The sequence below is a fragment of the Nitrospira sp. genome, from assembly GCA_024760545.1.
In the GTDB taxonomy this organism is placed as follows: Bacteria; Nitrospirota; Nitrospiria; order Nitrospirales; family Nitrospiraceae; genus Nitrospira_D.
Genome location: CP060501.1, coordinates 1,999,586 through 2,025,154 on the forward strand (window position 1 = coordinate 1,999,586; position 25,569 = coordinate 2,025,154).

The 25,569-nt window shown below is 55.8% G+C and carries 26 protein-coding genes; 19 read left to right on the forward strand and 7 right to left on the reverse strand.

Translation table 11 applies throughout. The annotated features are described in order from the left end of the window. Positions 1–95: 95 nt before the first annotated feature. From H8K03_09480 to H8K03_09490, 3 genes are all read left to right on the forward strand, one after another. Positions 96–1,157 carry a putative zinc-binding metallopeptidase gene (locus H8K03_09480; GenBank protein UVT22093.1) on the forward strand — a complete coding sequence of 354 codons (1,062 nt, stop codon included), beginning with the start codon at positions 96–98 and terminating at the stop codon, positions 1,155–1,157. Beyond that, entirely contained in the window at positions 1,154–2,176 is a 1,023-nt protein-coding gene (locus H8K03_09485) for an ATP-grasp domain-containing protein (GenBank protein ID UVT22094.1), read from the forward strand. The genes H8K03_09480 and H8K03_09485 overlap by 4 nt, the downstream gene beginning before the upstream one ends. A 112-nt stretch (positions 2,177–2,288) precedes the next feature. After that, a complete protein-coding gene (locus H8K03_09490; GenBank protein ID UVT22095.1) occupies positions 2,289–2,771 on the forward strand; it encodes a hypothetical protein in 483 nt (160 codons plus the stop codon). A gap of 28 nt (positions 2,772–2,799) precedes the next feature. On the opposite strand, the gene H8K03_09495 is transcribed toward H8K03_09490, so the two are convergent. Then, a complete protein-coding gene (locus H8K03_09495; protein UVT22096.1) occupies positions 2,800–3,405 on the reverse strand; it encodes a 2,3-bisphosphoglycerate-dependent phosphoglycerate mutase in 606 nt (201 codons plus the stop codon). 68 nt (positions 3,406–3,473) lie between these two features. Further along, the gene (locus tag H8K03_09500; protein UVT22097.1) at positions 3,474–4,124 is read right to left on the reverse strand and encodes a DUF2628 domain-containing protein; all 651 of its coding nucleotides are present in this window, start codon (positions 4,122–4,124) and stop codon (positions 3,474–3,476) included. A 168-nt stretch (positions 4,125–4,292) separates the two neighbouring features. Here H8K03_09500 and H8K03_09505 point away from each other — a divergent pair, with 168 nt between their 5' ends. The 9 genes from H8K03_09505 to H8K03_09545 all read left to right on the forward strand — a co-directional run bounded on the left by H8K03_09505 (position 4,293) and on the right by H8K03_09545 (position 13,217). Beyond that, positions 4,293–5,510: an acetylornithine transaminase gene (locus H8K03_09505; protein UVT22098.1), complete on the forward strand. Its 1,218-nt coding sequence runs from the start codon at positions 4,293–4,295 to the stop codon at positions 5,508–5,510. A gap of 23 nt (positions 5,511–5,533) precedes the next feature. Then, the gene (gene argF / locus H8K03_09510) at positions 5,534–6,487 is read left to right on the forward strand and encodes an ornithine carbamoyltransferase (GenBank protein ID UVT22434.1); all 954 of its coding nucleotides are present in this window, start codon (positions 5,534–5,536) and stop codon (positions 6,485–6,487) included. A gap of 9 nt (positions 6,488–6,496) precedes the next feature. Next, positions 6,497–7,711, forward strand: a complete 1,215-nt coding sequence (locus H8K03_09515) for an argininosuccinate synthase (protein ID UVT22099.1) — start codon at positions 6,497–6,499, stop codon at positions 7,709–7,711. Beyond that, entirely contained in the window at positions 7,711–9,120 is a 1,410-nt protein-coding gene (gene argH / locus H8K03_09520; GenBank protein ID UVT22100.1) for an argininosuccinate lyase, read from the forward strand. Before H8K03_09515 ends, argH begins: the two co-directional genes overlap by 1 nt. Next, positions 9,117–9,344 carry a hypothetical protein gene (locus H8K03_09525; GenBank protein UVT22101.1) on the forward strand — a complete coding sequence of 76 codons (228 nt, stop codon included), beginning with the start codon at positions 9,117–9,119 and terminating at the stop codon, positions 9,342–9,344. Before argH ends, H8K03_09525 begins: the two co-directional genes overlap by 4 nt. 45 nt (positions 9,345–9,389) lie before the next feature. Beyond that, on the forward strand, positions 9,390–10,661 hold the full coding sequence (lysA, locus tag H8K03_09530; GenBank protein ID UVT22102.1) for a diaminopimelate decarboxylase: 1,272 nt from the start codon (positions 9,390–9,392) through the stop codon (positions 10,659–10,661). Positions 10,662–10,663: 2 nt separating this feature from the next. Then, a complete protein-coding gene (locus tag H8K03_09535) occupies positions 10,664–11,536 on the forward strand; it encodes a 4-hydroxy-tetrahydrodipicolinate synthase (protein UVT22103.1) in 873 nt (290 codons plus the stop codon). 28 nt (positions 11,537–11,564) lie between these two features. Then, positions 11,565–12,368: a 4-hydroxy-tetrahydrodipicolinate reductase gene (gene dapB / locus H8K03_09540; protein ID UVT22104.1), complete on the forward strand. Its 804-nt coding sequence runs from the start codon at positions 11,565–11,567 to the stop codon at positions 12,366–12,368. Positions 12,369–12,944: 576 nt separating this feature from the next. Beyond that, positions 12,945–13,217: a hypothetical protein gene (locus H8K03_09545; GenBank protein UVT22105.1), complete on the forward strand. Its 273-nt coding sequence runs from the start codon at positions 12,945–12,947 to the stop codon at positions 13,215–13,217. A gap of 57 nt (positions 13,218–13,274) precedes the next feature. On the opposite strand, the gene H8K03_09550 is transcribed toward H8K03_09545, so the two are convergent. Next, the gene (locus H8K03_09550) at positions 13,275–13,586 is read right to left on the reverse strand and encodes a hypothetical protein (GenBank protein UVT22106.1); all 312 of its coding nucleotides are present in this window, start codon (positions 13,584–13,586) and stop codon (positions 13,275–13,277) included. Positions 13,587–13,755: 169 nt separating this feature from the next. Between H8K03_09550 and fsa the strand changes: the two genes are divergently transcribed. Further along, complete coding sequence (fsa, locus tag H8K03_09555; protein ID UVT22107.1) at positions 13,756–14,403, forward strand: fructose-6-phosphate aldolase; 648 nt, start codon at positions 13,756–13,758, stop codon at positions 14,401–14,403. Positions 14,404–14,475: 72 nt separating this feature from the next. On the opposite strand, the gene H8K03_09560 is transcribed toward fsa, so the two are convergent. Then, on the reverse strand, positions 14,476–15,162 hold the full coding sequence (locus H8K03_09560; protein ID UVT22108.1) for a uracil-DNA glycosylase: 687 nt from the start codon (positions 15,160–15,162) through the stop codon (positions 14,476–14,478). A 122-nt stretch (positions 15,163–15,284) separates the two neighbouring features. Here H8K03_09560 and H8K03_09565 point away from each other — a divergent pair, with 122 nt between their 5' ends. The 6 genes from H8K03_09565 (at position 15,285) to H8K03_09590 (ending at position 22,777) form a co-directional block, all read left to right on the forward strand. Beyond that, complete coding sequence (locus H8K03_09565; protein ID UVT22109.1) at positions 15,285–16,334, forward strand: lytic transglycosylase domain-containing protein; 1,050 nt, start codon at positions 15,285–15,287, stop codon at positions 16,332–16,334. A gap of 11 nt (positions 16,335–16,345) precedes the next feature. Beyond that, positions 16,346–17,683: a glycerate kinase gene (locus tag H8K03_09570; GenBank protein ID UVT22110.1), complete on the forward strand. Its 1,338-nt coding sequence runs from the start codon at positions 16,346–16,348 to the stop codon at positions 17,681–17,683. 15 nt (positions 17,684–17,698) lie between these two features. Next, positions 17,699–20,344 carry a hypothetical protein gene (locus tag H8K03_09575; protein ID UVT22111.1) on the forward strand — a complete coding sequence of 882 codons (2,646 nt, stop codon included), beginning with the start codon at positions 17,699–17,701 and terminating at the stop codon, positions 20,342–20,344. 123 nt (positions 20,345–20,467) lie between these two features. Next, the gene (gene rmuC / locus H8K03_09580) at positions 20,468–21,826 is read left to right on the forward strand and encodes a DNA recombination protein RmuC (GenBank protein ID UVT22112.1); all 1,359 of its coding nucleotides are present in this window, start codon (positions 20,468–20,470) and stop codon (positions 21,824–21,826) included. A 10-nt stretch (positions 21,827–21,836) separates the two neighbouring features. Continuing rightward, entirely contained in the window at positions 21,837–22,268 is a 432-nt protein-coding gene (locus H8K03_09585; GenBank protein ID UVT22113.1) for a hypothetical protein, read from the forward strand. A gap of 62 nt (positions 22,269–22,330) precedes the next feature. Beyond that, positions 22,331–22,777, forward strand: a complete 447-nt coding sequence (locus H8K03_09590) for a PilZ domain-containing protein (protein UVT22114.1) — start codon at positions 22,331–22,333, stop codon at positions 22,775–22,777. On the opposite strand, the gene H8K03_09595 is transcribed toward H8K03_09590, so the two are convergent. From H8K03_09595 to H8K03_09605, 3 genes are all read right to left on the reverse strand, one after another. After that, positions 22,760–23,653 carry a pantoate--beta-alanine ligase gene (locus tag H8K03_09595; GenBank protein UVT22115.1) on the reverse strand — a complete coding sequence of 298 codons (894 nt, stop codon included), beginning with the start codon at positions 23,651–23,653 and terminating at the stop codon, positions 22,760–22,762. The two genes, H8K03_09590 and H8K03_09595, sit on opposite strands and share 18 nt — an antisense overlap. After that, a complete protein-coding gene (gene folK, locus H8K03_09600; protein UVT22116.1) occupies positions 23,650–24,204 on the reverse strand; it encodes a 2-amino-4-hydroxy-6-hydroxymethyldihydropteridine diphosphokinase in 555 nt (184 codons plus the stop codon). The genes H8K03_09595 and folK overlap by 4 nt, the downstream gene beginning before the upstream one ends. Before the next feature lie 66 nt (positions 24,205–24,270). Continuing rightward, the gene (locus H8K03_09605) at positions 24,271–25,446 is read right to left on the reverse strand and encodes an LL-diaminopimelate aminotransferase (protein ID UVT22117.1); all 1,176 of its coding nucleotides are present in this window, start codon (positions 25,444–25,446) and stop codon (positions 24,271–24,273) included. Positions 25,447–25,569: the final 123 nt, after the last annotated feature.

Sequence of the window (25,569 nt, forward strand, 5' to 3'; positions counted from 1 at the left end):
CCATTCCAAACCAGGGATGCATCAGGCGTTATTACCACTACGTGCTATATTTTCCATGAAGGGCACAACAGAGGTGCTTCAGAGACTTGCCTATCATGGATCGCACGATTTTCGACGTTCTCAAGGCTCCGATCATCGGCCAAGACGAGCCCAAATGGGCATCCTGGTCGGATGAAGCGCTATTGGACCTCCCGATGTGCGACTTGCACGTGGGGATCAAAGGCGGATTTCTCGAACAGCCTATCGCTGAGCTGACTCGAGAACTGGAAGAACGTCGCTTGTTGTTTCGTCCGCACTTCTGGCTCTCCAACGAGTGGTTTACACCGGATGGTGTGCCTGGGATTGCCGTCCCCTTCTATCTGGCCCATCCTCGTCTCGCGAAGCTGGAACAAGCCCAATTGCTGGAAGTGGAAGGCGGGACGACGGAGTGGTGTTTGCGCATTCTCCGCCATGAAGCCGGTCATGCCATTGAAAACGCCTATAAGATTCGCCGCCGGAAAACGCGTCAGCAAATTTTTGGCAAGTCTTCCCAGCAGTATCCACTGTACTACTCCCCCCGGCCCTACAGTCGAAGCTTCGTGCGCCATCTAGACTTGTGGTACGCCCAAAGCCATCCAGATGAAGACTTCGCTGAAACGTTTGCCGTCTGGCTCACACCGGACTCATTGTGGGAAGAACGGTACCGGGGTTGGCCCGTGCTCAAGAAACTCCGATATGTCGATGGGCTCATGAAGGAACTCCGGGGTATGTCGCCTTCCGTCACGACTTGTGAAGAAGTTGATGGGCTTTCCACCCTCAAAAAGACACTGCGCGAACATTACGAACGCAAACGCAGGCATTACGGAATCGAACGACAGTTGCAGTACGACCCGGATTTGAAACGACTCTTTTCTACAATGCCATGCCACGCAAATAAGTTGAGTGCCGCCACCTTTCTCAATCGGTTCCGTCGAGAGGTACGGCGTAAAGTAGCCGCGTGGACCGGCGAGTACCAATACACAATCGATCAGGTCCTGGAGGATATGATTCAACGATGCCGGGAACTCAATCTGCGGGTTCCCATCACGGAAGAACAAGCCAAACTGGACTTCACCATCCTTCTGACCGTACATACCATGAATTTTCTGCGGAGCGGACGGCATCGGGTGGCCTTATGAAGCGACTCCGGGTGCTCGTCCTCATGCATGAAGACCTTGTTCCTCCCGACCAGGTGGACAGTTACGACCCGGAATCCGTTGAGTGGCGGACAGAGTACGACGTCGTTTCTGCGCTGAAGAAACTCGGCCATGAGGTCTCCCCGCTGGGGGTCAAGAATGATCTCGGCGTGATTCACACGGCCATCGACCATGTGAAGCCGGACATCGTCTTTAACCTTTTGGAAGAGTTCGCGGGTGTAGCCGTCTATGATCAGCACGTCGTGTCGTACCTTGAACTCCTTCACCTGGCCTACACCGGCTGTAACCCGCGTGGATTGATGTTGGCACGCGACAAAGTCCTGACTAAGAAGGTGTTGTCCTTCCACCGAATCCCCTACCCTGAGTTCATTGAGGTACCCCAAGGACGTGCAGTCAAGCGGCCTAAATGGCTGTCTTTCCCCTTGATCGTCAAATCGGTCAGCGAGGAAGCTTCGCTGGGAATCTCGCAAGCGTCGATCGTCGTGGACGATGACAAGCTGAGTGAGCGAGTGGCATTTATTCACAATAGCGTGGGAACCGGGGCTCTGATCGAGCGGTACATCGAGGGTCGTGAGTTCTATGTGGGGATCATCGGCAATGGGCAACTACAAGTCTTGCCGGTGTGGGAACTCATCCTGGACAAGCTGCCGGACGACGCCAAACGTATCGCCACCGAGCGGGTGAAATGGAGCCGGACGTATCAAAAGAAGTACGGGATCACGTCACGAGAGGCTGAGAACCTGCCGGAGGGCAAAGCTGAAGAAATTCAGGATCTCGCCAAACAGGTCTATCGTGCACTCGGACTCAGCGGCTATGCGCGGATCGATATGCGAATGAATACCGACGGGGAACTCTACGTCCTGGAAGCGAATCCCAACCCACAGATCGCCGAAGATGAAGACTTCGCCGATTCAGCCAAGAAGGTCGGCTACCAATACAAGGAACTGCTGCAAGAGCTCCTGAACGTCGGCCTTCGCTGGCGCCCCGCCAAAGCTGCATGACGGTCACAAGTAAATTTCGGTGATTCTTCCTCGCACATAGTTCGAATCGCGCCAAGCCGCTTGAGAGGAAGACATGTCGTGCAGTAATCTGTCCGGCAACACGAGGATAGTTATGACTCCGGCAGAAGCCGCAGCTGCGTTGTTCAAAACCATGCCGCCGCTGATCACGGCGGTGCAGCTTGAGGAATACGGCATTGAGAGTGTTGACTGCGACGTCCAACGGATGGCGCGCGAAATCCTATCGCTCAATCTCTATTGGCTCTTTGCCGCGGTCGATGCGCATATCCCGCTCAGATATCGGGCCGCGATCAAGCAGGAACTCTTGGAGTCGATTCAGAACGAATGGTGGAACACGGGACGGCTAGGGGCCGGCACCTGGGTGGAGTATCACACTGAACTGAATGAGCGGCAAGGGCGCTATGGCAACCTGGTTGATCAGAAAGGGATCAGCCACATGGGAGTTTGCGCTGAGGCGGCGTCCTTGATGGAAGACCAAGGCCTCGTCTCGTCCGAGAACCGCGAAAAGCTGCTGGTGTTATTGATCGACTATGCGCCGGCTTCGGAATACGGCAGGTTGCTCGAGGAGGCAGGATAAAGGCGCTGAGAACGGATCCGCTTCACGCTCAGAGATACCGGTGCGACAACACCGTGCCTCGCTCATCGAATTCGTAGAGTAGCGGCACGCCGGTAGGAATGTTCAGCTCCAAGACCTCTTCTTTCGACAGCCGGTCCAATTCCATCACCAACGCACGAAGGCTATTGCCGTGCGCGGCCACGATGATAGTTTCGCCCTTCAGGAGGTGAGGTTTGATCATCCTCTCGTAATACGGTAGCGCGCGTTCTGCCGTGTCCTTGAGACTCTCTCCACCAGGCGGTTTCACATCAAAACTTCTCCGCCAGATTTTCACTTGAGCATCACCATACTTCTTGGCAGTTTCGGCCTTGTTCAGTCCCTGCAACTCTCCATACATCCGTTCGTTCAGCGCCTTATCCTTCTCGATGGGGACATCCGTTTGCCCGATGGTCTCCAAGACAATTCTCAGGGTCTCATTCGCGCGGGTAAGGACCGATGTGAAGGCACGATCGAACCTAATCTCCCGAAGCTTTTCACCGGCTTGTTTGGCTTCTTCGACCCCTTTTTCGGAGAGCGGCACGTCTACCCAACCGGTAAAACGATTTTCCAGGTTCCATTGGGATTCACCGTGACGAAGCAACACTAGTCGAGCCATCGCCTATCCTTTGTGGTCAATGTGCCTATCTCGCCCGGAGACCAAGAATACTGAATTGCCTCGTCAAGTCAAGCCGGTGCCGTCATCACCGATTGCTTCGCCGGTTTGCTTGGCGATTTCTCAAAATCAAGTGAGCCATCTTGAGCCATCTTTATAAGCGTAGCCAAAAAGATAATGTAGAAGAACACGCCGACCCAGATGACGTAGGGCTGCACCCCGCCCGATTCTTTCAGGGCGCCTTCCAGGGCAGGAGCATCCAACTGGCCGGTTTTCTTGATCTCAGCAATATGCTCTCGGCAATGCCAATAGTACAGATAGTTTGCCGTGGCCCCCGCCATGATGCTCCAGACGATGCCGGCGGAAAAATCTCCCGTGAGATACGTCGACACCATCGGACCTACGGCATAGACGAACGCGTGCAGATACATTTTGCGGTACAGAAACCATAGAAAAGAGATGTAGAGAAATGCCGGCCAGTTCCAGGACAGCGCGAACCGCGGTTGGCCTTTCGATGAAAACTTTTTGAAGACGGCCATGTAGTGGTCGGCATTGGGGCCGATGAACTGACGCCAGAGGGTGTCCTCGACTGGAATCACCCGGTCGGTGGGAGTCTCGGCCGTCTCAGTGGCGGCCTTGACTTCGGCCAGTTTGGTTCCGCACTGATGACAGAAATTGGCGTCGTCCGGATTCTGTTGGTGGCACTGCCCACAAACCGTCATGGCGACGCAGCTTACCATACTCCGACGAGGAGCAGACGGCTTATCGCATATCACTGCCTGTCAAGCTGGAAACACGCTTCCTCCAACCAGTCCAGCCCCTATTCCGCTTATTGCTCTTCCCATTGGCCCTGTGCTAGCTTTTCTTTTTTTATAAGGGGATACGCCATCATGCCGACCGAGGAATTGAAAGACGAGGCCGCGAAGTATCTGATGCAGACCTACGGCCGTCAGCCGGTCTCAATCGTACGGGGGCGAGGCGCCAAGGTGTATGACCTGGAGGGGCGAGAGTATCTGGATTTCGTCGGGGGAATCGCCGTCAATATCTTGGGGCATGGTCATCCGGATCTCGTAAAGACGATCCAACGTCAAGCGGCACAACTGATTCACACATCAAACCTCTATTACACCGAACCTCAAGTAAAGCTGGCTCGCTTGCTGGTGGACCACTCGTTCGCGGATCGCGTGTTCTTCTGTAACAGCGGAGCCGAAGCCAATGAAGCGGCGATCAAGCTGGCACGACGGTATGGACATGAGCGACATGGAGCGGCCCGATTCGAAGTGATCACGATGAAGAACTCGTTCCATGGCCGTACGCTGGGGATGATCACAGCCACGGGACAAGAAAAAGTTCAGAAAGGCTTCGAACCGCTGATGCCCGGGTTTGCTTATGCCCCGTTCAATGATTTCAGCGCAATCGAGTCCATGGTCACCGAACGAACGGCAGCGATCATGCTGGAGCCGATTCAGGCGGAAGGCGGCGTACATGTCGCCAACCAGGATTATCTGAAGAGCCTGCGTGAGCTCTGTACGCAACAAGACATTCTCCTTATTTTCGATGAAATCCAAACCGGCATGGGCAGAACCGGTACATTCTTCGCCTATGAACAATTCGGTGTGCAGCCCGACATCATGACCCTGGCAAAGGGCCTCGCTGGAGGAGTACCGATCGGAGCCTGCCTCGCGAAGGAGTCGGTCGCCGCAGCGTTTACACCCGGCTCCCATGCGTCGACATTCGGTGGAAACCCGCTGGCTTGTGCTGCCGCGCTGACCGTTTGCCAGGTGCTGCTCGAAGGGCGAGTGCTCGATCAAGCGAAACGCATGGGTGAATATCTGGCAAAGGGGTTGGCCGACTGCAAAGACCGCCATCGAATCGTGCAGGACGTGCGGGGCCTCGGTCTGTTGCAGGGTATGGAGTTGGAGATCGATGCCAGAACCATCGTAGCCGATGCGTTGGCCCGTGGTGTCTTGATCAATGCCGTGAACGAGCGGGTGCTCCGATTTGTGCCACCGTTGATCATCACGCAAAATGAGATCGACAAACTTATTGAGCTCCTCGGTACGTTGTTTACCCAGCGTCAGATCGCAGGGAAAGGCTCCCACCACTGATGACCGGACCCGTCCGACATAGAATGGGTGCCGAGCGCTACGCCAAAGATCTCTTGGACGTCGCGACGATGCCGCGGCAGCAGGTCCTCGACCTGCTGCGTTTGGCGATGTCGCTTAAGCGCAACCAGCGCCGAGGCACACCGCACCGGTTACTGCCCGGGAAAACATTGGGGCTGCTGTTTCAGAAACCGTCGACACGGACTCGCGTGTCGTTTGAGGCGGGAATGAACCAGTTGGGCGGCCACGCGCTGGTTCTTCCCATGGGAGACATTCAGCTTTCGCGTGGGGAGACGGTATCGGACACCGCACGCGTCTTGTCCCGTTACCTGGACGGTATCGTGATTCGGACCTATGACCATTCTATCGTCGAAGAGTGGTCGGCTGAAGCCAGTATGCCGGTTATTAACGGGCTGACGGACCATAGCCATCCCTGTCAGGCGTTGTCCGATTTATTGACGATTCAGGAAATCAAGGGTCGATTGGCGGGACTCAGTCTTGCCTACATCGGGGATGGAAACAACGTGGCCAACTCGCTCATCGAAGCGGGGGCCAAGATGGGGATGCGCGTGGTGGTCGGATGCCCGTCCGGCTATCAGCCGGATCAGCGAGTGGTCGATCGAGCACGGGTAGAAGGGCAAGCCACAGGTGCCTCCATCGAGGTGTTGGAGAATCCTCTCGTCGCGGTGAAGGAAGCGGATGTTCTGTATACCGACGTCTGGATCAGCATGGGCCGCGAACGGGAACAGACAAGACGATTGCGGACACTTGCCCCCTATCAGCTCAACAAACGGCTGCTGCAACGGGCGAAACCCGACGCCATCGTCATGCACTGCTTGCCGGCACATCGAGGTGAAGAAATTACAGCCGAGGTGTTGGACGGACCGCAGTCGGTGGTGATTGATCAAGCAGAAAATCGGTTGCACATGCAAAAGGCAATTTTGACTCAGTTGCTGAACCGAAAGAAAGGTACGCGATAACTCGCCATCATGAAGCCAAAGCCGATCAAGAAAATTGTCCTGGCCTATTCCGGCGGACTCGACACTTCAGTCATCCTCAAGTGGTTGCAGGAAACCTATCAGGCCGAAGTCATCGCGTTTTGCGCCGACCTTGGACAGGGCGAAGATTTGAAAGCCGTCAAGGCAAAGGCCCAGACGCTCGGTGTCAAGAAGGTCTATGTCGAGGATCTGCGAGAAACCTTCGTCAAAGATTACGTGTTCCCCATGTTACGTGGAAACGCCATGTATGAGGGCTGTTATCTCCTCGGTACTTCGATCGCCCGGCCGCTGATCGCCCGCCGACAAGCGGAAATCGCCCTGAAAGAAGGAGCCGAAGCGGTGTCGCACGGAGCCACGGGAAAGGGCAATGATCAGGTACGTTTCGAGCTGACGTACATGGCGCTCGCGCCAGGCCTGAAGATCATCGCGCCTTGGCGGGAATGGACCATGCGATCTCGTCGTGAACTGATCGAGTATGCCGATCGCCACGGCATTCCCGTGACTGCGACGAAAGCCAAGCCATACAGCACAGATCCAAATCTGTTTCACATCAGTTATGAAGGCGGGATTCTCGAAGACCCATGGGAAGCGCCGCCTGACGAAATATTTCAAATGACCGTCTCGCCGGAAAAGGCACCTGATACACCGCGTGAGGTCGAGATCGACTATGAAGCGGGCAACCCCATCGCGGTCGACGGCAAAAAGATGAGCCCGGCTGGCTTGCTCGCCCATCTCAATAGATTGGGCGGCGCGCATGGGATCGGCCGGGTCGATCTGGTGGAAAACCGCTATGTCGGGATGAAGTCGCGCGGAGTCTATGAAACGCCGGGAGGGACGATTTTACACGTCGCCCACCGCGGGCTCGAATCCCTGACCATGGACCGTGAAGTCCTCCACTTCCGAGACAGTCTGATCCCTCGGTTTGCCGATCTGATTTACAACGGATATTGGTTCAGCCCTGAGCGCGAAATGGTGCAGACAGCCATCGATGAAGCGCAGAAGGACGTGAGCGGCACGGCGCGAGTGAAACTATACAAGGGAAGCTGTACGTTGGTGGGGCGCAAATCCAAAAAGTCCCTCTATCGGCTGGACATCGCAACGTTCGAGGAAGACGACGTGTACAATCAAAAAGACGCGGAGGGCTTCATTCGCCTGAACGCATTACGGCTGAAGATTCGTGCTCAGAGGAAAAAGGCGTCGACCTGATGGCCAAGAGCAAGCGCCACCGGAATCCGGCTGGTGGGGGTAAGGCCTGGGAGGGCCGATTTCGAGAGAAGACCAATCGATTGGTCGAAGCATTTACCCGGTCGGTGGCCGTCGACAGCAGGCTGTACGCCGAGGACATCGCCGGCAGCATCGCTCATTGTAGGACACTGGGAAAAGCACGTGTCCTCACCCCGATGGAGACGCGTGCGATCGTCCGTGGTTTGGAATCAGTCAAACGAGAGTTGGACCGTGGCCAATTTACATTCTCGCCCCAGGACGAAGATATCCACATGGCGATCGAACGCCGGTTGACCGAAATGATCGGCCCATTGGGGGGGAAACTGCACACGGGCCGCAGCCGGAACGATCAAGTGGCATTAGACATTCGGCTGTATTTGCGGACGCAGCTGGACCAACTGCTTGAGGGGCTACTCGGGTTGCAACGCGTGCTGGTGGCAAAGGCTGGCGCAAACCGGACGACCATGATGCCGGGGTATACCCACTTGCAACGGGCTCAGCCTGTCCTGTTTGCACATCACTTGTTGGCGTATGTGGAGATGTTCGAACGAGACAAAGGTCGACTCCATGATGCGAGGGTCCGGCTCAATGTCATGCCACTGGGGTCGGGCGCTTTGGCCGGTACGAATTATCCGCTAAACCGACGATATACAGCTGAATTACTGGGCTTTCCCGCGGTGACCATGAACAGTATGGATGCGGTCTCCGATCGCGACTTTGTGATTGAAGTGGCCTCAGCCCTTTCGATCATGATGATGCATTTGTCACGGCTGAGTGAAGAGTTGATCGTGTGGGCTTCGCAGGAGTTTCAATTCGTTGATCTGCCGGATGCCTTCTGCACGGGAAGCAGCATGATGCCGCAGAAGAAGAATCCGGACGTCCCCGAGTTGGTCCGAGGAAAGACGGGGCGCGTATACGGGCACTTGGTCAATCTCCTGACCATGCTCAAGGCCCTGCCCTTAAGTTATAATCGAGATCTGCAAGAGGACAAGCCGGCGCTCTTTGATGCCCTCGATACGGTGGCATCCTCCCTTCGAGTGATGACGGAGTTGATGCGCCGACTCAAAGTCAACCGGGAGGCGTTGAAGCGAGCATTGCACGGAGGCGGACTGCTTGCCACGGAACTAGCCGACTACTTGGTCATGAGAGGAGTGCCTTTTCGCGAAGCCCACGGTATCACCGGACGAATTGTCCGGGCTGCCCTTGATCGAGGACGTGACGTGGCCGATTTATCGATCGAGGAGTTACAGACATTTTGTGACCGGATCGAAAAGGGAGTGTTTTCTCGGCTGACCGCCGCCGCCGCAATCGACCACAAAGCACAAATCGGCGGAACAGCCAGGGGGCGGGTTGAGCAGCGGCTCAAAGAGCTGGAGCAATTGCTGTCATGAAAATGCTCGTGATCATTGCATGCGCAGCTTTATTCGCTTCTTGCGGAGTCGTGGGTTCTCCCGTTCCGCCGGAATACGTGGGGGTCGCCGTCACGATCGACAAACAAAAGAAACAGCATGCACTTGAGGCAGAACGTGACGCGGTGGACCCGGCTGTAGGGGACCCGTCCCTTGAAAATCCTGACATCAATCTGCCACCGTCATACCCGGTTGGGACACGGTAAGAGGTTCTCGCTTGGCACACCGACATCAATTCGAGGGTCGACACCATGCATAGCTTTGAGTATCACCACGGAGAGTTGTACTGCGAACAGGTACCGGTCAGTCGGGTAGCAAAGGAACTCGGTACGCCTTGCTACATCTATAGCCATGAGACGCTGGTCCGTCATTTTCATGCCTACGACGGGGCATTTAAGAATATTCCTCACGTCCTTGCGTTTGCGATGAAAGCCAATTCCAACCTCGCCATCTTGCGATTGATGGCCAGAGAAGGCAGCGGGGTTGATATCGTTTCAGGGGGAGAGTTGTTTCGCGCCTTGAAAGCCGGTGTCCCGGCCTCCAAGATCGTGTTTGCCGGAGTCGGGAAGGCTCCCGACGAAATTCGTGATGCGCTCAAAGCGGATATCCTGATGTTCAACGTGGAATCACCGGCTGAGCTGCATGCTCTCAGTCAAGTAGCCGCCGAAGTCGGCAAGAAAGCGCGCGTGGCGCTGCGAATCAATCCTGACATAGACCCGAAAACACATCCTTATATTTCCACCGGGCTCAAGAAAAGTAAATTCGGCATCGCGGCGGATCGGGCGGTGGAAGACTTCTCCCTCGCCGCGTCGATGAGCCATATCGACGTTGTAGGCGTCCATGCACATATCGGATCTCAGCTGACGGATGTCACGCCCTTCATTGAAGCCTTGAAAAAAGTCGTCAGTCTCGTCGAGACATTGAAAGGAAAAGGCATCAACATCCGTTATCTGAATATCGGAGGCGGGCTTGGTATCACGTACTCGGATGAAAAGCCGCCGTTACCTCAAGACCTCTCCAATGCGATCTTGCCGCTCGTGCAAGGGTTGAACATCACGCTCGTCATGGAGCCGGGGCGTGTCATCGTCGGGAATGCCGGAATCCTGGTCACAAAAGCCATGTATCTGAAAGAAGGAGAAGCGAAGAGCTTCATCATTGTCGACGCTGCGATGAACGATCTGATTCGGCCCAGCCTGTACGGAGCCTACCACGAGATACGCCCGGTGAATGAAGAAGCGGCTCGTCGGACCAGACAGACGGTGGATATTGTTGGGCCGGTCTGTGAATCCGGAGATTTTCTGGCGAAGGACCGGTCGCTGCCGAGCGTCAAGCCGGGTGAGTTGTTGGCAGTCATGAGCGCGGGGGCCTATGGCTTTGTGATGGCTTCCAATTACAACTCTCGGCCTCGTGTACCGGAAGTGCTCGTCAAAGGTGGAGAATTCCACGTCATCCGCGAGCGAGAAACGTACGACGACCTTATCAAAGGAGAGACGATTCCCCCGTTCTTACGCGAGCAGGTATGAGTATGTTTACCGGATCTCTTGTCGCTATTGTCACGCCGTTTCGAGAAGGCAAGGTTGACGAACGCGCCTTGGCTGAGCTGATCGAATGGCAAATCGCCAACGGCACCAACGGCATTGTTCCCTGTGGGACCACTGGTGAGTCGGCCACGCTTTCTCATGACGAGCATAATCGGGTGATCGAGCTGACGGTTGAAGTCGTCCGGCGGCGTGTACCCGTCATTGCTGGAACCGGCTCGAACAGCACGGAAGAGGCCATCGCGCTCACCCAGCATGCAAAACAAGTTGGTGTCGATGGGGCCTTGCTGATCACCCCCTACTACAACAAACCCACCCAGGAAGGCCTCTATCGCCACTATAAGGCGGTCGCTGAAACCGTCGACTTGCCTTTGGTCCTGTACAACATTCCTGGTCGTACCGGAGTCAACATGCTGCCGGCGACGATCGCTCGACTCTCCGCTATCAAGACAATCGTCGGAGTTAAGGAAGGAAGTGGGTCGGTCCAGCAGGCTTCGGATATCGTGCAGATGTGCGGCGACCGTCTCACCGTATTGGCCGGTGACGATGCCCTCACGCTACCGATGATGGCGGTCGGAGGAAAGGGCGTCATTACTGTCACGGCCAACATCGTGCCGACCGAAATGGCTGATCTTGTGAAGGCTTTTGCAGAAGGGAACATCGACGAAGCTCGACGGATTCATTTCAAGCTGTCTCCCCTCTTTGCCGCGTTGTTCTACGAGACCAACCCCATTCCCGTCAAGGAAGCCTTGGGACTCATGGGCAAGATTGACCCGGAATTGCGCTTGCCGCTTTGCCCAATGGCACCGGACACCCGTGAGAAGTTGATTCGCGTCTTAAAAGAAGCGGGATTGATCTAACTGTCGAAGTGTCGAGGTGCACGTCGTCATGATCAAAGTCATCGTTGCAGGTGCGGCCGGCCGAATGGGCTGCCGCCTCGTGTCGCTGATCAAAGACTCCACTGCTTTGATGCTGGCAGGAGCTTTAGAAGGAAAAACTCATCCGGCACTGGGAGAGGATGCAGGTGAAACCGCCGGAGCAGGACGTGCCGACGTTCCCATCACAGACGATCTCTCCGCTTTGATGGAACGAGGAGAAGTTGTGATCGACTTTTCCGCACCCGAAGCGACTCTTGAACACATGCGGACGATCGTCCGCCATCGGCGTGCAATGGTGATCGGAACGACCGGCTTCTCAACGACTCAGCTCGAAGAGTTGAAGTCCTTAGCCCAGCAGATACCGTGTGTGTTTTCTCCGAATATGAGTGTCGGGATCAACCTGATCTACAAAGTCATTGCCGAAATGGCCAGAACTCTCGGCGACGATTATGACATTGAAGTTATCGAAGCTCATCATCGGCTGAAGAAAGACGCACCGAGTGGCACAGCTCTGAAAATCGCCGAAGTTCTCGCGCGTTCCGTGAACCGCGACTTGAACCAAGTTGGCGTCTACGCTCGTAAGGGGTTGGTCGGCGAGCGAGCCAAGGGAGAAATTGGTGTGCAAACTATTCGCGCCGGCGATATCGTCGGCGATCATACCGTGCTGTTCGGCGGCATGGGCGAGCGAATCGAAGTTACCCACCGAGCCAGCAGTCGCGACACATTCGCTCAAGGAGCTCTCCGTGCCGCGAGATGGGTTGTCCGTCAGCCGCCCGGCTTGTACGACATGATGGATGTCTTGAGCCTTCGTTGACCAGCTTCAGCCTTATATCTCATCATCTGAACAGCCGGTCGTTTGTTCTGCAACATTCCTCTCGTCTTAGGGTTTCACTGCCGTTGAAGGTAGCGAAAACAGTGACGAGTCTTCCTTCGTGAATATAGTGATTACCCGCGTGGGCTGGAAGCTGTTCCGGTCATGAGCGACCTGCAGCCCGCCGGCTGGTCAAACAGTGAGGATTTGGGGTTCGACAGGAAGGATTAATGTCGCGCCGTGATCGGCCGAGGTTCCTGATCCGCTGCTTTCCGACGACCACAATTTAGACAGGCAAATACGGTGATCGCCAGTCCGGCGTCCAAATCGACTGCTCGTTCCGGTAACATCGCGCCATGGCATTTGTCACAAGTTTTCATGGGCGCACTTTAACACCATAGAAAAAGGAAGCCAATACTCCTGAAGTACTGGATCACACTGACAAGAGTCCCAATGGTCACAACGTTTATGGGTCATTTGTGCATTTCCTTTCAACAGCATTTTGCTGGAGCGCCGGTGTCTGTCTTGACAGACTTCCACCTCTCTCATAGGATTGTGGTGCCATTGCAGTAGACCACTATGTATAGATTGATCCTTGCCGTTTTACTCCTTATCGTTCTCTATCTCCTGCTCAGACGAATGTTTCGTGGATTCAAGAGTCCACATGAAGACGGTCGGGAAGGGTCAACCCCTCAGGCTCAAGAGCAGGAACAAGATCAGATGATTGAGGATCCAGTGTGTCATATATTCGTCCCGAAGCGGATTGCCGTGATCGAAACGATCGGTGGACGAGAATACTGCTTCTGCAGCAAAGAGTGTGCGGTGACGTTTCGGAGCCAGCGGATTGTTTAGCAGATCCTCGGTTCCCCGGCGAAGAAATACTGTGCAAGCTGGATCGCTACAGGAGGGCTAGCAGCCTGAATAGGTATAGTCGGACAGCTTCTCTTCTTTGTCGAACTTGAGCGTGATCTGACATTGATTGGGAGTGAAATTGAAGAAAGGCGGCCCTGATTTTCCCCCGGCAATACGGTAGTACGTCCAGGTTTCACCGCCGAAAAATCGGGAAGCTTTGCCGTCTGGAGTGCCCCAATTCTTCTCAAACCAGCCTTTATCTTTTCCTTGAAGCTCAGCTGGTTTAAGCGATGCTTCCAAGTATGGGTTGTTGCCGCTGCAGGCCGGCACCACGAGGAAGAAAAAGAGTAACCAGGCAAATCGTTGCATCGCAATATCTCCATGTATAGGGTGCGGCCAGGCAATTCAAAAAATTTTAGCTCCTGCTGGGAGGCCTGTCAAACATTCTGGTCAACATGTTGCAGCAAAGTTGCGTTCTTCATAGAATGACGGATAATGACATAAACCGATATCTCCTCTCTAGGAAAGGGACGACGCCATGAAAATCTATCTCGATACAGCCAACGTCAAGGAAATCCATGAAGCCGCGAGCCTCGGCTTGCTCGACGGCGTAACGACGAATCCTTCCCTGGTCGTCAAGGAAGGGCGCAGTTTCAGGGAAATGCTAGAAGAGGTATGCAAAATCGTGGATGGGCCGATCAGTGCCGAAGTCGTGAGCGTGGAAGCGGATGCCATGGTGAAGGAGGGCAAGGAGCTTGCCAAGATCCATAAGAATATCGTGGTCAAGTGTCCGCTGATTCCGGAAGGACTGAAAGCCACGAAGCGGCTGGCAGCTGAGGGAATTCGAGTAAACGTGACACTCTGTTTTTCACCCACACAGGCGCTACTGGCAGCCAAAGCCGGTGCCTGGTGTGTGTCTCCGTTTATAGGACGGCTCGATGATATCAGCTCAAACGGGATGGAACTCATTCGACAGATTCTGGCGATCTATAAGAACTATGACTACAAGACCCTTGTGTTGGTCGCGAGTGTCCGCCATCCGCAACACGTGGTCGAAGCGGCGTTGGCCGGCGGTCACATTTGCACGATGCCCTACAACATATTTCAGGCGCTCTTCAAACACCCACTGACCGATGCAGGCTTGAAAAAGTTCCTCGATGACTGGAAGGCCAAAGGCCAGCAGTAGGACTCCTGGAAATCGGCATTGAGCATCGGTGGGGAAGGACGAGTTTCCACTCCGTGAGGTCGGAACGTAACCTCACGCACACTCTATTGCTTTCCTGGCCTTTCGGAATACCGCGTGGAACATGGGGCGAGTTAATTTTCCCGTAAACGTATTCTGCTGGCTGGGGTGATAGGAACCGAGCAGTGTGACGCCCCAGGGAAGCTGGTACGTGACACCATGTCCGAACTTGGGGGCCGGCACCGGGATGGTGCGCTCCTGCGTCCGGCAGGTCTTAAGGTAATGATCGAAGGCAATCTTTCCCAGAGCAATCACTACGCGGTGGTTCTTCAGAAGACGAATTTCCAATCCCAGGAATCGGCTGCAGCGTTCAAACTCGTCCGGCCCAGGCTTATTCTCCGGCGGTGCGCAACGTACTGTCGCTCCGATGTAGCAATCCGTCAACGATAAGCCGTCGTCTCGGTGCGTCGAAGAAGGTTGGTTGGCAAATCCATACCGGTACAGCGCGTCATACAGCCAATCTCCACTCCGATCCCCGGTGAAGACTCGCCCCGTCCGATTCCCCCCATGTGCCGCAGGAGCGAGCCCTAGCACATAGAGCCGCGCTTTGGGATCACCGAAGCCGGGAACCGGCCGGCCCCAATAGGCCCAGTCACGGTACTGCTTCCGTTTCTGTTGTGCGATCATCTGTCGATACGTGACTAACCGAGGACAGGCCGTACAGTCGCTGATAGCCTCGTTCAAGACGGCCAAGGTTCGCATATGGGGCGCAGTGTAACACGAACAAGATCCCTATTCTGCTTGCCGGTAATTCTGCGAGCTGTTAGCATAACCTCGCGTTTCTTGAGGGCTGCAGCCGACTTTGCAAAAAAGGAGTCTGGTGCATGATCACCCGTGGTATGCGAACCTGGTTTTGTGCAATTGGAATCGCGTTCTCTCTACTGTTGATGCACGTATCAGCACCGGCTGCGTCCGATACAACCGACAATAACGGACAGAAATCCGAGACTGAGAAAGATCTTCTCGTCCCCGACTTACTGGATCTGCAGCCCGAACCAGAAGACCGGCTGGTCATTTTGCCTGAAATCAAACGAGAGGGAGAGCGGTTCTTTTTGAGCTCATTCAAACTACCCGACAAGATCACATTTGCGGGAGTGCCGGTTCCTTTGGACAACTGGCAAGTGAGAGAGCGGATCGAATACGAGTTCTACCAATTTTTGGAAGATCAAGGTGAAAGCATCATTCTCGCCAAACGTACCGGACGTTGCTTCCCTCCCGCAGAAAAACAGCTGGCAGAAACCGGTCTGCCGGATGATCTCAAGTATATGTTGTTGGTCGAAAGCAAATGCATCTCAGCCGCTTACTCGAAAGCCAAAGCCTCCGGCCCCTGGCAGTTCATCCCCTCTACAGGTCGCCGATATCGGCTCAAGAGCGACGCGGTTCGGGACGAACGTCGGAATCTCGAAATGTCGACTGAGGCGGCTGTCAAATATCTGAAGTATCTCAAAGAGTTCCAGGATAACGACTGGTTCTTGGCGATGGCCTCCTACAATGCCGGCGAGGAACGCGTCCGCAAACTGCTCAAGGAGCAAAAAATTTCCGACTATTGGAAGATGCACGGCCCGCGCGAGACCATGCGCTATGTGCCTCGTATCATTGCCGCAAAAGAAATCTACTCTCAGCCTGAGAAATACCTGGGACTGACCAAGAAGGACCTGTACATGCCGCTCGAGACAGAAACTATCACGGTAAACGTGAAAGAATCTCAGCGTGCATTAACCTCGATCGCCGAGGAATTCGGCACCTATCTTCTCGAGCTCAAGATGTTGAACCCGGAATTCAAGAAAGATGTGCTCCCTCACGGCACCTATCAAATCCGAGTGCCCCGGCAGACCTGTCCCAGTCGGTGCTTCAAACAGGAAAAGACTCCATAGCATTCACACCCATGCGGCTTTGCCTTCCTCCCTCTCCTGCCCGACCACTCCTTCAGAAGTTGATGGCGGCTGGGCTTAAGGCGGCCGATCCTTACCACACCTTGCTCAACAGCGTCTCAGTTGATGGACACGTACTGCGAGTCGGGCGTCGGACCTATGACCTCTCACGCGTGAACCGAGTGATCGCAGTTGGCGCCGGCAAGGCTTCGGCCAGGATGGCCCAGGCATTGGAACAGGCTCTTGGAGCAAGAGTGGATGATGGGCTGGTTGTCGTCAAGACAGGTCACAAACTCCCAACAAAGCGGATCGCGGTTCTTGAGGCCGGCCATCCGATTCCCGATCAGGCGGGTCTTCATGCCACGAAGCGGCTCCTGGGCCTGATCCATGATCTTACGCCTCGTGATCTCCTGTTCGTTCTGCTGTCGGGAGGGGCATCAAGCCTGCTCCCGGCCCCCGTTCCTGGCGTCACTCTTAACGATAAGCAACGCACCACGCGATTGCTGCTGCGGAGCGGTGCAACGATCAACGAGATCAATGTCGTCAGAAAGCATCTTTCACGGACCAAAGGGGGTGGGCTGGCCGCTTCCACCCGGGCGAGGATTGTCACGCTCATCCTTTCTGACGTCATTGGGGATGATCTCGGTTCGATCGGTTCCGGCCCCACCGTAGCTGATCCGTCCACATTTGCCGAGGCCATAGGCGTCTTGCAACGGTATAAAATGTGGCATGCCGTACCAACAGCCGTCCGGCACCACTTGCAGCAAGGAAAGAAGGGGACCGTCGCTGAGACCATGAAGCCTGGTTCACGACGCTTGCGCTCCGTGCATCATCACTTCATCGGCAATAACCGGATGATGCTCGAAGCCGTCATAAGCACCGCAAGAAGGGCTGGTCTCACCGCTAAGCTGCTTCCTGCCGCGATCACAGGTGAAGCACGGACGGCCGTGAAGCAGTTGACTGACCTGGTCAGCACAATTGCTGCGGGGAAAGGCCTCTTGCGGCGGCCATGCTGCGTGGTAGCCGGAGGTGAGACCACAGTGACGGTCACGGGCAGCGGGAGGGGCGGGAGAGCCCAGGAATTCGCCACGGCTGCCGCACTGGAGGTCGCTGGCCTTCCACACACATGGGTCGTGGCATTAGGCACCGATGGAACCGACGGGCCGACCGATGCGGCCGGCGGGATCGTCAACGGAGAAACGGTTTTATCGGCCATGCGAGTCGGTGTGAATCTCCGTTCGGCATTGAAACGACATGATACCTATCCTGCCTTGAAAACCCTCCGCTGTCATATCCATACCGGTCCCACTGGGACGAACGTCAATGACCTTTACCTCCTCCTTCTTCTCTAGTTACTATCGCACCCCATGACACGTCCCTTCATCCTTCCGCTGTCCGAGTGTAACGATCTCGATCTCACAGGTGGAAAGGCCGTTGGGCTCCGTCAGCTCATCGCGACCGGCTTTTCAGTCCCTCAAGGATTTTGCATCACGACGGAGGCATACGCACAGAGCCTCCGCGCGTCAGGCTTCATAGATACAGAAGAGTGGCAGAAGGTCTGCGCCTTGTCGGAACATGAACAATCATCGGCGTTGGCCGGCTGCCGAAACCGTATCAAACAGGCAGAGACGTCCCACCTTGGCGCTCCATGGCTGACAGCCATCCAGGCTCTTGGCCGGCCATCGAATGCACGCTGGGCCGTCCGGTCGTCGGCCACGAATGAGGACTCGGGACAGACCAGTTTCGCCGGACTCTATCGCACTCACCTCGGCGTCGCTCCTTCAGAAATTGATGCCGCGCTCAAGGACCTTTGGGCCTCGGTTTGGGAAGAACGCGTGGTGAGTTACATGGCTCGGCAGAACCACCAAACCGCTCCAAGAATGGCCGTGGTCATTCAACCAATGATCGAGGCACAGACGGGCGGCGTGGCCTATTCCATTCACCCCGTGACAGGACGAACCAATCAGGTGACGATTAACGCTGTTCCCGGGCTCGCGGCGCCGCTGGTCGACGGCACAGCCGCGCCGGACCAGTATGTGGTAGAGATGACCGACGAAGGGCAACCGGTTCGGATTCGCCGACGCATCCTAGCTCGTAAGTCTGAGCGGTTGTTGATTTCGAGTGATGGATTGCGCACCGAACCTCTCGACGACGCCAGCCAAACGCGATCGTCGCTGGCAGAAGCTCAACTGTTTTCCCTCGCACAGGCAGCCAAGCAAATAGAAAAGGTGTTCGGACACCCAATGGACCTCGAATGGGCATTCGATGCCCGTCAATTATGGCTCCTCCAAGCCCGACCAATTACCACCGTCCGGCCCTCATCCGATCTCACCAATGATGACTGCGAATGGTCGCGCACCAACTTCAAAGAGACACTGCCTGAACTGCCGAGTCCGTTGAGCCTCTCGTTTCTTGAGCGATTCATGGACGCGTATATCGTCGCTCATTATCGAAGACTCGGATGCCGCGTCCCTCATGGACTCACGTCCGTCCGTGTGCTGAACGGGCGCCCGTACTTGAATGTTACGCTCTTCCATATTTTGGTGGCGCAGCTTCGTGGAGACCCTTCACTGAACACCGAACAGATGGGCGGTGAACCGCTGCAAACCTTGCCACAGGTGCAGCCGCTCAAAGGGCTGGCCTTTGTTCGGGCAGGATTCATGATGTGGGCGGAGATGCAGCGAGTCGAACGGTCAGGCCCGCGATTGTTCGAAGAAATGAAAGCGCTGGCCGCAACGTATCGTTATGATCGTATTCTACATCTTTCCATGGAGGAACTCGTCCCTCAACTCGACAAGCTCGGTCCTTGGCTTGAGGGCCGTGAAGTGACATTCGGCATCGCGGGAGGGGTTGGGCAGTGCTTACAGATTTTCAGCCAACTCCTGCCTCGCTGGCTCGGCCCGGACTGGCGAGGCTTGTTGAACGCCGCTCTCCAAGGACAAGGGACTGTGATCAGCGCGCAGCAGATCGTGCGCCTCGCTGAGCTCGTGGACATCGCCCGAGAGGAGCCGCTAACCGGAGCATTTCTCACATCGGAATCATGGGAACCTTCGAAATTTCGATCGGCTCTCGCCGACACCAAGTTTCTGCATGTTTTCGACTCGTATTTGGAGAACTATGGCCATCGGGGAGTCGGCGAATCGGACGTCATGTCCCCCCGTCTCGCCGATAACCCGGAATCAATTCTCGCTATTCTGCGTGTCCAGCTGATCTCCGGCTGTCCTTCACGGGAAACCATTCTCTCGCGTCAGGAGAAGACGAGAGCCGCTGCGCTGGCTCAAATCAAACACCGACTCGGCTGGCGCCTCGATCGATGGGCCGTCTTCTTGTGGTGTTATCGCAGACTGTGTCGTTTTTTCGCGCTACGTGAAGCCAATCGACACCATCTGATGTATTACTCAATGGCGATCCGCACCCTCTTGCTGCGTCTCGGGGAACTTTTGGTGGCGCGCGGACAGCTCGACCAGCGTGACGACATCTTTTTTTTGACCATCAACGATCGGACTGACCTTCTGACCGGCAGCACGAGAGACTGGAACAGCGTGATCCGCGCACGGAGAGCTGAACGGGAGCATAACGCAACGGTCGGGGTCCCTGACACCATCCATGACTGGGCATCCGTGAACGAATCAAGTGTCACATCCGGTCAGCTTGACGGCTCCGGAATGATGTCGGGCATGCCGATCAGCACAGGATCCGTAACAGGTCTGGTTCGGATCATCCGCTCGCCGACGGATTGGGGCAAAGTGATGCCTGGCGAGGTTCTGGTGGTTCCGGTGATCGATCCGGGCATGGCGCCGCTCTTTGGCATTGCGGGAGGGTTGATCGCGGAAATGGGCGGCACCCTGTCTCACGGAGCCATCATCGCTCGCGAATATGGGTTGCCAACCATAGCGAATGTCGAGGGTGCGATGGGGTATCTTTCGGATGGCCAATGCGTCATGGTCGATGCCGACTCAGGAACCATTTGCATCCTGCCATCGCCAGATGTTGGAGCGACTAGATCCAATTGATTGGGGCCTTCTGCTCCTTGACCTTTTTCAATTCCTTGCGTAGTCTGCCGCCAATTCTCGTCTTTTGACACTATATGCAGGAGTTCAGTTCATTGGGTTTCCTGTTTTCAGGGGTATCATCCGATGACTGAAATGATCCCTCTTTTTACCAGCTTTGGGGCGGGACTACTGTTGGGCGGCCTGCTGGTAGGACTCTGGGTTACCGGCCGCTTACGCGCCCAGTCCCAAAGAGCGGAAGCAACCGTCGATGAATTGCGAACGCAGCTGGACGTGGAACGGACTGCTACCGCTTCCGTCCATGAAACACTGTCCGAGGCTCAGCATGCCCGGGTCACGGCCGAAACTCGCCTGGAAGAAGCGGCACGACAACTCACGGAGCAAAAATCCCTGATCGACCGTACACGTCAGGAACTTGTGGAATCATTTCAGGCCCTCTCCGGCGAAGCCTTGAAACAGAACAACGAAGCGTTCTTGAAGCTTGCCGCCGTTTCGTTTGAAACCCTTCACGTCAGAGCCGACGGAGACCTAGCGCAGCGACAACAAGCGATCGACGCCTTGGTTCGGCCGCTCCAAGAATCGCTTCAACGCTATGACGAGCAGCTGCGTCTGCTCGAACAATCGCGCCAGTCGGCCTACGGCGGATTGGATCTCCATCTGAAATTACTCGCGGAATCACAGCAACGGTTGCAGCAGGAGACCGGGAACCTCGTCAAGGCCTTGCGGGCTCCGACTATACGGGGCCAATGGGGCGAACTGACGTTGAAACGAGTGGCCGAGCTCGCTGGGATGGTTGAGCACTGCGATTTCGTCGAGCAACACTCCGTGAGCGGCGATGACGGCCGTTTCCGGCCGGATATGGTCGTTCGGCTGCCGGGAGGGCGACAGATCATCGTGGACGCCAAAACCGTCCTGTCGGCCTACCTCGATGCCCATGAAGCGCAGAACGAGACCCAACAGGCCGAAGCCTTGCGCCGCCATGCCGCTCAGGTCAAGAGCCGTATGGACGAACTGTCGCTAAAAGCCTATTGGACGCAGTTCGAGCATGCGCCGGAATTTGTCGTGTTGTTCCTGCCTGGTGAACAGTTCCTCGGAGCCGCATTGGATCAGGACCCTCGCCTGATTGAAGAGGGGTTTGCGCGCGGTATTGTGTTGGCCACGCCCGCGACGCTGATCGCCTTGCTTCGTGCGGTCGCGTATGGATGGCGGCAAGAACAACTGAACGCCCATGCGGAGGAAGCCGGCCGGCTGGGCAAAGAATTGTACGAGCGCATGGCGGTGCTGACGGAACATATGAACGATGTAGGACAAGCCCTCGGCAAGAGCGTGTCGGCGTATAACCGCGCCGTCGGTTCCCTTGAGACACGGATTCTCCCGGCTGCGCGGCGATTCAAAGAATTGGGAGTGTCGTCAGAGAAGGACATCCCGGTCCTTGAGCCGACGGCGGTCGTTCCACGCAAGAGCTTGCTGTTTGATATTGAATGAAGGAGCAAGCATGACTGACCAACAGGCCATGGTTGAAGCATTTCATAGCAAGTTCGAGATTTTGGTACGGACGATCCCGACCGATCTGAATGAAGACACCAAACAACTTCGTGTCCGTCTTATTCAGGAAGAGTTCGATGAGTTGAAAGAAGCGATGGCCACCGGAAATCTCGCCGCCGTGGCGAAAGAAATGGCGGACCTCCTTTATGTCACCTATGGAACCGCGGTTTCCTATGGAATCGATATGGAACCGGTGTTCCAGGAGGTGCATCGATCGAACCTCAGCAAAGTTGGCGGTTACAAGCGGGCTGATGGAAAATGGGTGAAACCTCCCACCTACTCGCCAGCCGACATCGAATCGATTGTGGAGACTCAACGGGAGCGCCTGCTGGCGAGACAGATATCTGCTCATGACGCCGCCGGTTCTCCTCGAAATTCATGAGAGACCCACGCTGCCCAAGTTGTGGAACCCCCTTCGTCCGTGTGATTTATGACGAAGGAACCATGGAGCGGATATTGAACCGCTTCGGGATATTCCCATTCCGGTGTCAACTCTGTACCACGCGCTTCCGAGTCTTTCGGAGCCATGCAGCCGATCAAAAGTCGGTCACGGATCGCCGGCAATACAAACGATTGGCCGTGTCGTTCCGTGCCAACCTTCTCTCAGAGTCCGCCGTGCGGATGGACAACCGTGTGACAGACATCTCCATGGGAGGCTGCACGCTTGAAACAACGACAACGTTGCCTCAGGGGACGTTTGTTGAGTTGGTCATCAAGCCCGCTTCCAACGAAGAGCCTATTAAGATCGAGACGGCCATGGTGTGTTCTTCGCGCCAGGAGTCGATGGGCATCCGCTTCCTCGAAATGGTGGGAGACGACAAGAACCGCCTCAGCCAGGTCATCCTGAGTTTGCTGGTTGGACAAAGCGCCAACCTACACCTGTTCTCGTGAAGATCTCTCGAGACGCGAGGAAGGCCTTCGTGGTGCGGCCACCAGCAGATTATCAATAAGGCGCACGGAGCCGAGACGCACAGCTCCAAGCAACACCGCCTTCTGCGTGACTGTCGAAAGCGGTTCGAGGGTTGCGGGATCGCAGACCGCCAGATAGTCGATCGTCAACATTGGTTCGTCTTTGATAATCTGATCCATCGCTGACCGCACAGCTTCTCCATCAATGACGCCCTTCCGGATGGCCTGGGCTCCCGCACGAAGACTTTTATACAACGTGGGGGCGCGAACTCGTTCGTCTGGAGAAAGATAGACATTGCGCGAGCTCATCGCCAGTCCATCTTTCTCACGCACTGTCGGATGCACGACAATCTGAGCACCGAGATTCAGGTCTTTCACCAGCTGCTGAACCAGCGCCGATTGCTGAAAATCCTTCTGCCCAAAGAGTGCGAGCTGAGGACGGACGATTCCGAGGAGTTTCGTCACAACCGTCGCCACTCCGGAAAAATGATGCGGGCGCACCTCCCCTTCCCACCGGCGAGCGATAGCTGGGAGCATCACCGAGGTTTGAAATCCCGCCGGATACATGGCAGTGGCAGAGGGTTCAAAACAGACATCGACACCTTCCCGTTTGCATAACGCACGATCGCGCGTGATGGGACGCGGATACTTGGTGAAATCTTCCTGCGGACCGAATTGCGTGGGGTTCACGAAGATACTGACCACGAGGGCATCGCATCGCAATCGTGCTGCTCGAATCAGCGCCCGATGGCCTTCGTGCAACGCCCCCATGGTCGGCACCAACCCGATCTTCACTCCTTCACGCCTGAATCGCTCACTCCAGGCTGCCATGGCAGTGGGGGAACGAATGATCTTCATGTGTCGGGTGGTGAACTACAGGCAGGACGTGAACCGTATCTCGTTGAAGGCTGGGGAAAAAGCAGAGACGCTTGCGACTGATCTTTGGTCTCGGCCAGTAACTGAGCCGCCGATTGTTTGAGCGTTGGATGGACCCAAAGCGGATCGAGCTCATTCAGAGGCATGAGGACAAAGCGTCGTTGATGGAGACGGGGATGCGGGATCGTCAAACCCGGTTCATTGATCACACGTTGACCATAGAAGAGAATGTCCAGATCCATCGTGCGGGGGCCGGATCGACGGTCATCATCCCGTCCGAGGGCACGCTCGATCTCCTGGAGCGTCGTGAGGAGACTCTGCGGGGTAATGTCGGTTTCAAGCTGCACCACCCCATTGAGAAACCACTCCTCGCCCGGATCGGTCCCGTCACGAACCGGTTCCGTCTCATAGAGCAGTGAGACGCCACTGAGCTGTGAGTGCGGCAGGAGACTCAGCAACGTCACGGCCCGATCGCAAAAATCGACTCGATCGCCGGCATTTGACCCGAATCCGATGAAGACGGTCTCTTTCATGGACGTATCTCGTGAAGCGTGTTCGGGAATCGTCAGAACTCGAACGGCGCTTCGCGAACGACGAGATCAAAAACCTGTTTTCTTGATCCGTTCGACTGCTTCTGCCAACCGTTCTTTGGACGTGCAGAGCGTCATGCGGATATACCCTTCTCCAGGCGCTCCGAACCCATTGCCGGGCGTCGTCACGATCCCGGCCTTTTCCAAAAGATTCGCAGTAAACGAGGTCGACGTATAGCCCTTCGGAACCGTCACCCACACATAGAACGCAGCCGGCGGCGGATTCACTTCTAACCCCAAGTTCTTGAGGCCGGGGATCAACGTGTCTCGACGATCTTGGTAGGTTTTTCTCAAGCTGTCGGTCACAGAATCGTCCAGGCCCAGAGCCGTAATACCGGCTTCTTGAACCGCCTCAAAGCAGCCGGAATCCAGGTTGCTCTTCACCTTACCCAGGCCACCCAAGACATCTTTGTTGCCGACAGCAAAGCCGATGCGCCATCCAGTCATGTTGTACGTCTTGGAAAGTGAATGGAACTCGACTCCCACATCCTTGGCGCCGTCAACCTCCATGAAGCTCGTCGGCCGACGTCCGTCGTAGTAAATCTCTGAATAGGCCGCATCATGACACACGATGACCTGGTGTTCCTGGGCGAAATCCACGACGCGCTTGAAGTAGTCCTTGGTCATAATCACCGAGGTGGGATTGTTCGGCGAATTGAGCCACATCAGCTTGGCTTTCATGGCCACGTCCTTGGGAATGGCATTCAGATCCGGCAGGAACCCGTTCGCTTTCGTCAGCGGCATGAAGTGAGACACGCCCCCCGAGAAACCGGTGCCGACGGGATACACCGGATAGCCTGGACTTGGAACCAGCACAACATCGCCGGGATCGACAAAGGCCAGATGAATGTGGCCGATCCCTTCCTTCGAGCCGATCAAAGTCAGAACTTCGTTGGCAGGATCGAGCGTCACATTGAAGCGCCGCTTGTACCAACCAGCCACGGCTTTCCTGAAGGACAACATGCCTTCATAGGAAGGGTATTGGTGGTGTTTGGGGTTCTTGGCTGCGGCGGCCAAGCTGTCGATAATTGGGGCCGGCGTCGGCAAGTCAGGATCACCGATACCGAGATTGATGATATCGACTCCACGGGCGATGGCCTCTTGTTTCATCTTGTCGATGGCGGCAAAGAGGTACGGCGGTAAGGTCTTGATGCGCGTCGCGACTTCAATCGGGAAACCGGCCATTATGGTCTCACTCCTTTCATGCGTATCAGCCACCGGACGACGATCGGGGTTGAACCGGAAGTCTGGCGGCCGCTCTAAGTCAGTTTAATCAAGTTGCTAGGTTACTTCAGCGCAGCGTCGGCA

Bases quoted from the DNA above. Each gene is read 5' to 3' on its own strand.
- H8K03_09480 (UVT22093.1), top strand. From the start codon at position 96: ATGGATCGCACGATTTTCGACGTTCTCAAGGCTCCGATCATCGGCCAA.
- H8K03_09485 (UVT22094.1), top strand. From the start codon at position 1,154: ATGAAGCGACTCCGGGTGCTCGTCCTCATGCATGAAGACCTTGTTCCT.
- H8K03_09490 (UVT22095.1), top strand. From the start codon at position 2,289: ATGACTCCGGCAGAAGCCGCAGCTGCGTTGTTCAAAACCATGCCGCCG.
- H8K03_09495 (UVT22096.1), bottom strand. From the start codon at position 3,405: ATGGCTCGACTAGTGTTGCTTCGTCACGGTGAATCCCAATGGAACCTG.
- H8K03_09500 (UVT22097.1), bottom strand. From the start codon at position 4,124: ATGACGGTTTGTGGGCAGTGCCACCAACAGAATCCGGACGACGCCAAT.
- H8K03_09505 (UVT22098.1), top strand. From the start codon at position 4,293: ATGCCGACCGAGGAATTGAAAGACGAGGCCGCGAAGTATCTGATGCAG.
- argF (UVT22434.1), top strand. From the start codon at position 5,534: ATGGGTGCCGAGCGCTACGCCAAAGATCTCTTGGACGTCGCGACGATG.
- H8K03_09515 (UVT22099.1), top strand. From the start codon at position 6,497: ATGAAGCCAAAGCCGATCAAGAAAATTGTCCTGGCCTATTCCGGCGGA.
- argH (UVT22100.1), top strand. From the start codon at position 7,711: ATGGCCAAGAGCAAGCGCCACCGGAATCCGGCTGGTGGGGGTAAGGCC.
- H8K03_09525 (UVT22101.1), top strand. From the start codon at position 9,117: ATGAAAATGCTCGTGATCATTGCATGCGCAGCTTTATTCGCTTCTTGC.
- lysA (UVT22102.1), top strand. From the start codon at position 9,390: ATGCATAGCTTTGAGTATCACCACGGAGAGTTGTACTGCGAACAGGTA.
- H8K03_09535 (UVT22103.1), top strand. From the start codon at position 10,664: ATGTTTACCGGATCTCTTGTCGCTATTGTCACGCCGTTTCGAGAAGGC.
- dapB (UVT22104.1), top strand. From the start codon at position 11,565: ATGATCAAAGTCATCGTTGCAGGTGCGGCCGGCCGAATGGGCTGCCGC.
- H8K03_09545 (UVT22105.1), top strand. From the start codon at position 12,945: ATGTATAGATTGATCCTTGCCGTTTTACTCCTTATCGTTCTCTATCTC.
- H8K03_09550 (UVT22106.1), bottom strand. From the start codon at position 13,586: ATGCAACGATTTGCCTGGTTACTCTTTTTCTTCCTCGTGGTGCCGGCC.
- fsa (UVT22107.1), top strand. From the start codon at position 13,756: ATGAAAATCTATCTCGATACAGCCAACGTCAAGGAAATCCATGAAGCC.
- H8K03_09560 (UVT22108.1), bottom strand. From the start codon at position 15,162: ATGCGAACCTTGGCCGTCTTGAACGAGGCTATCAGCGACTGTACGGCC.
- H8K03_09565 (UVT22109.1), top strand. From the start codon at position 15,285: ATGATCACCCGTGGTATGCGAACCTGGTTTTGTGCAATTGGAATCGCG.
- H8K03_09570 (UVT22110.1), top strand. From the start codon at position 16,346: ATGCGGCTTTGCCTTCCTCCCTCTCCTGCCCGACCACTCCTTCAGAAG.
- H8K03_09575 (UVT22111.1), top strand. From the start codon at position 17,699: ATGACACGTCCCTTCATCCTTCCGCTGTCCGAGTGTAACGATCTCGAT.
- rmuC (UVT22112.1), top strand. From the start codon at position 20,468: ATGACTGAAATGATCCCTCTTTTTACCAGCTTTGGGGCGGGACTACTG.
- H8K03_09585 (UVT22113.1), top strand. From the start codon at position 21,837: ATGACTGACCAACAGGCCATGGTTGAAGCATTTCATAGCAAGTTCGAG.
- H8K03_09590 (UVT22114.1), top strand. From the start codon at position 22,331: ATGGAGCGGATATTGAACCGCTTCGGGATATTCCCATTCCGGTGTCAA.
- H8K03_09595 (UVT22115.1), bottom strand. From the start codon at position 23,653: ATGAAGATCATTCGTTCCCCCACTGCCATGGCAGCCTGGAGTGAGCGA.
- folK (UVT22116.1), bottom strand. From the start codon at position 24,204: ATGAAAGAGACCGTCTTCATCGGATTCGGGTCAAATGCCGGCGATCGA.
- H8K03_09605 (UVT22117.1), bottom strand. From the start codon at position 25,446: ATGGCCGGTTTCCCGATTGAAGTCGCGACGCGCATCAAGACCTTACCG.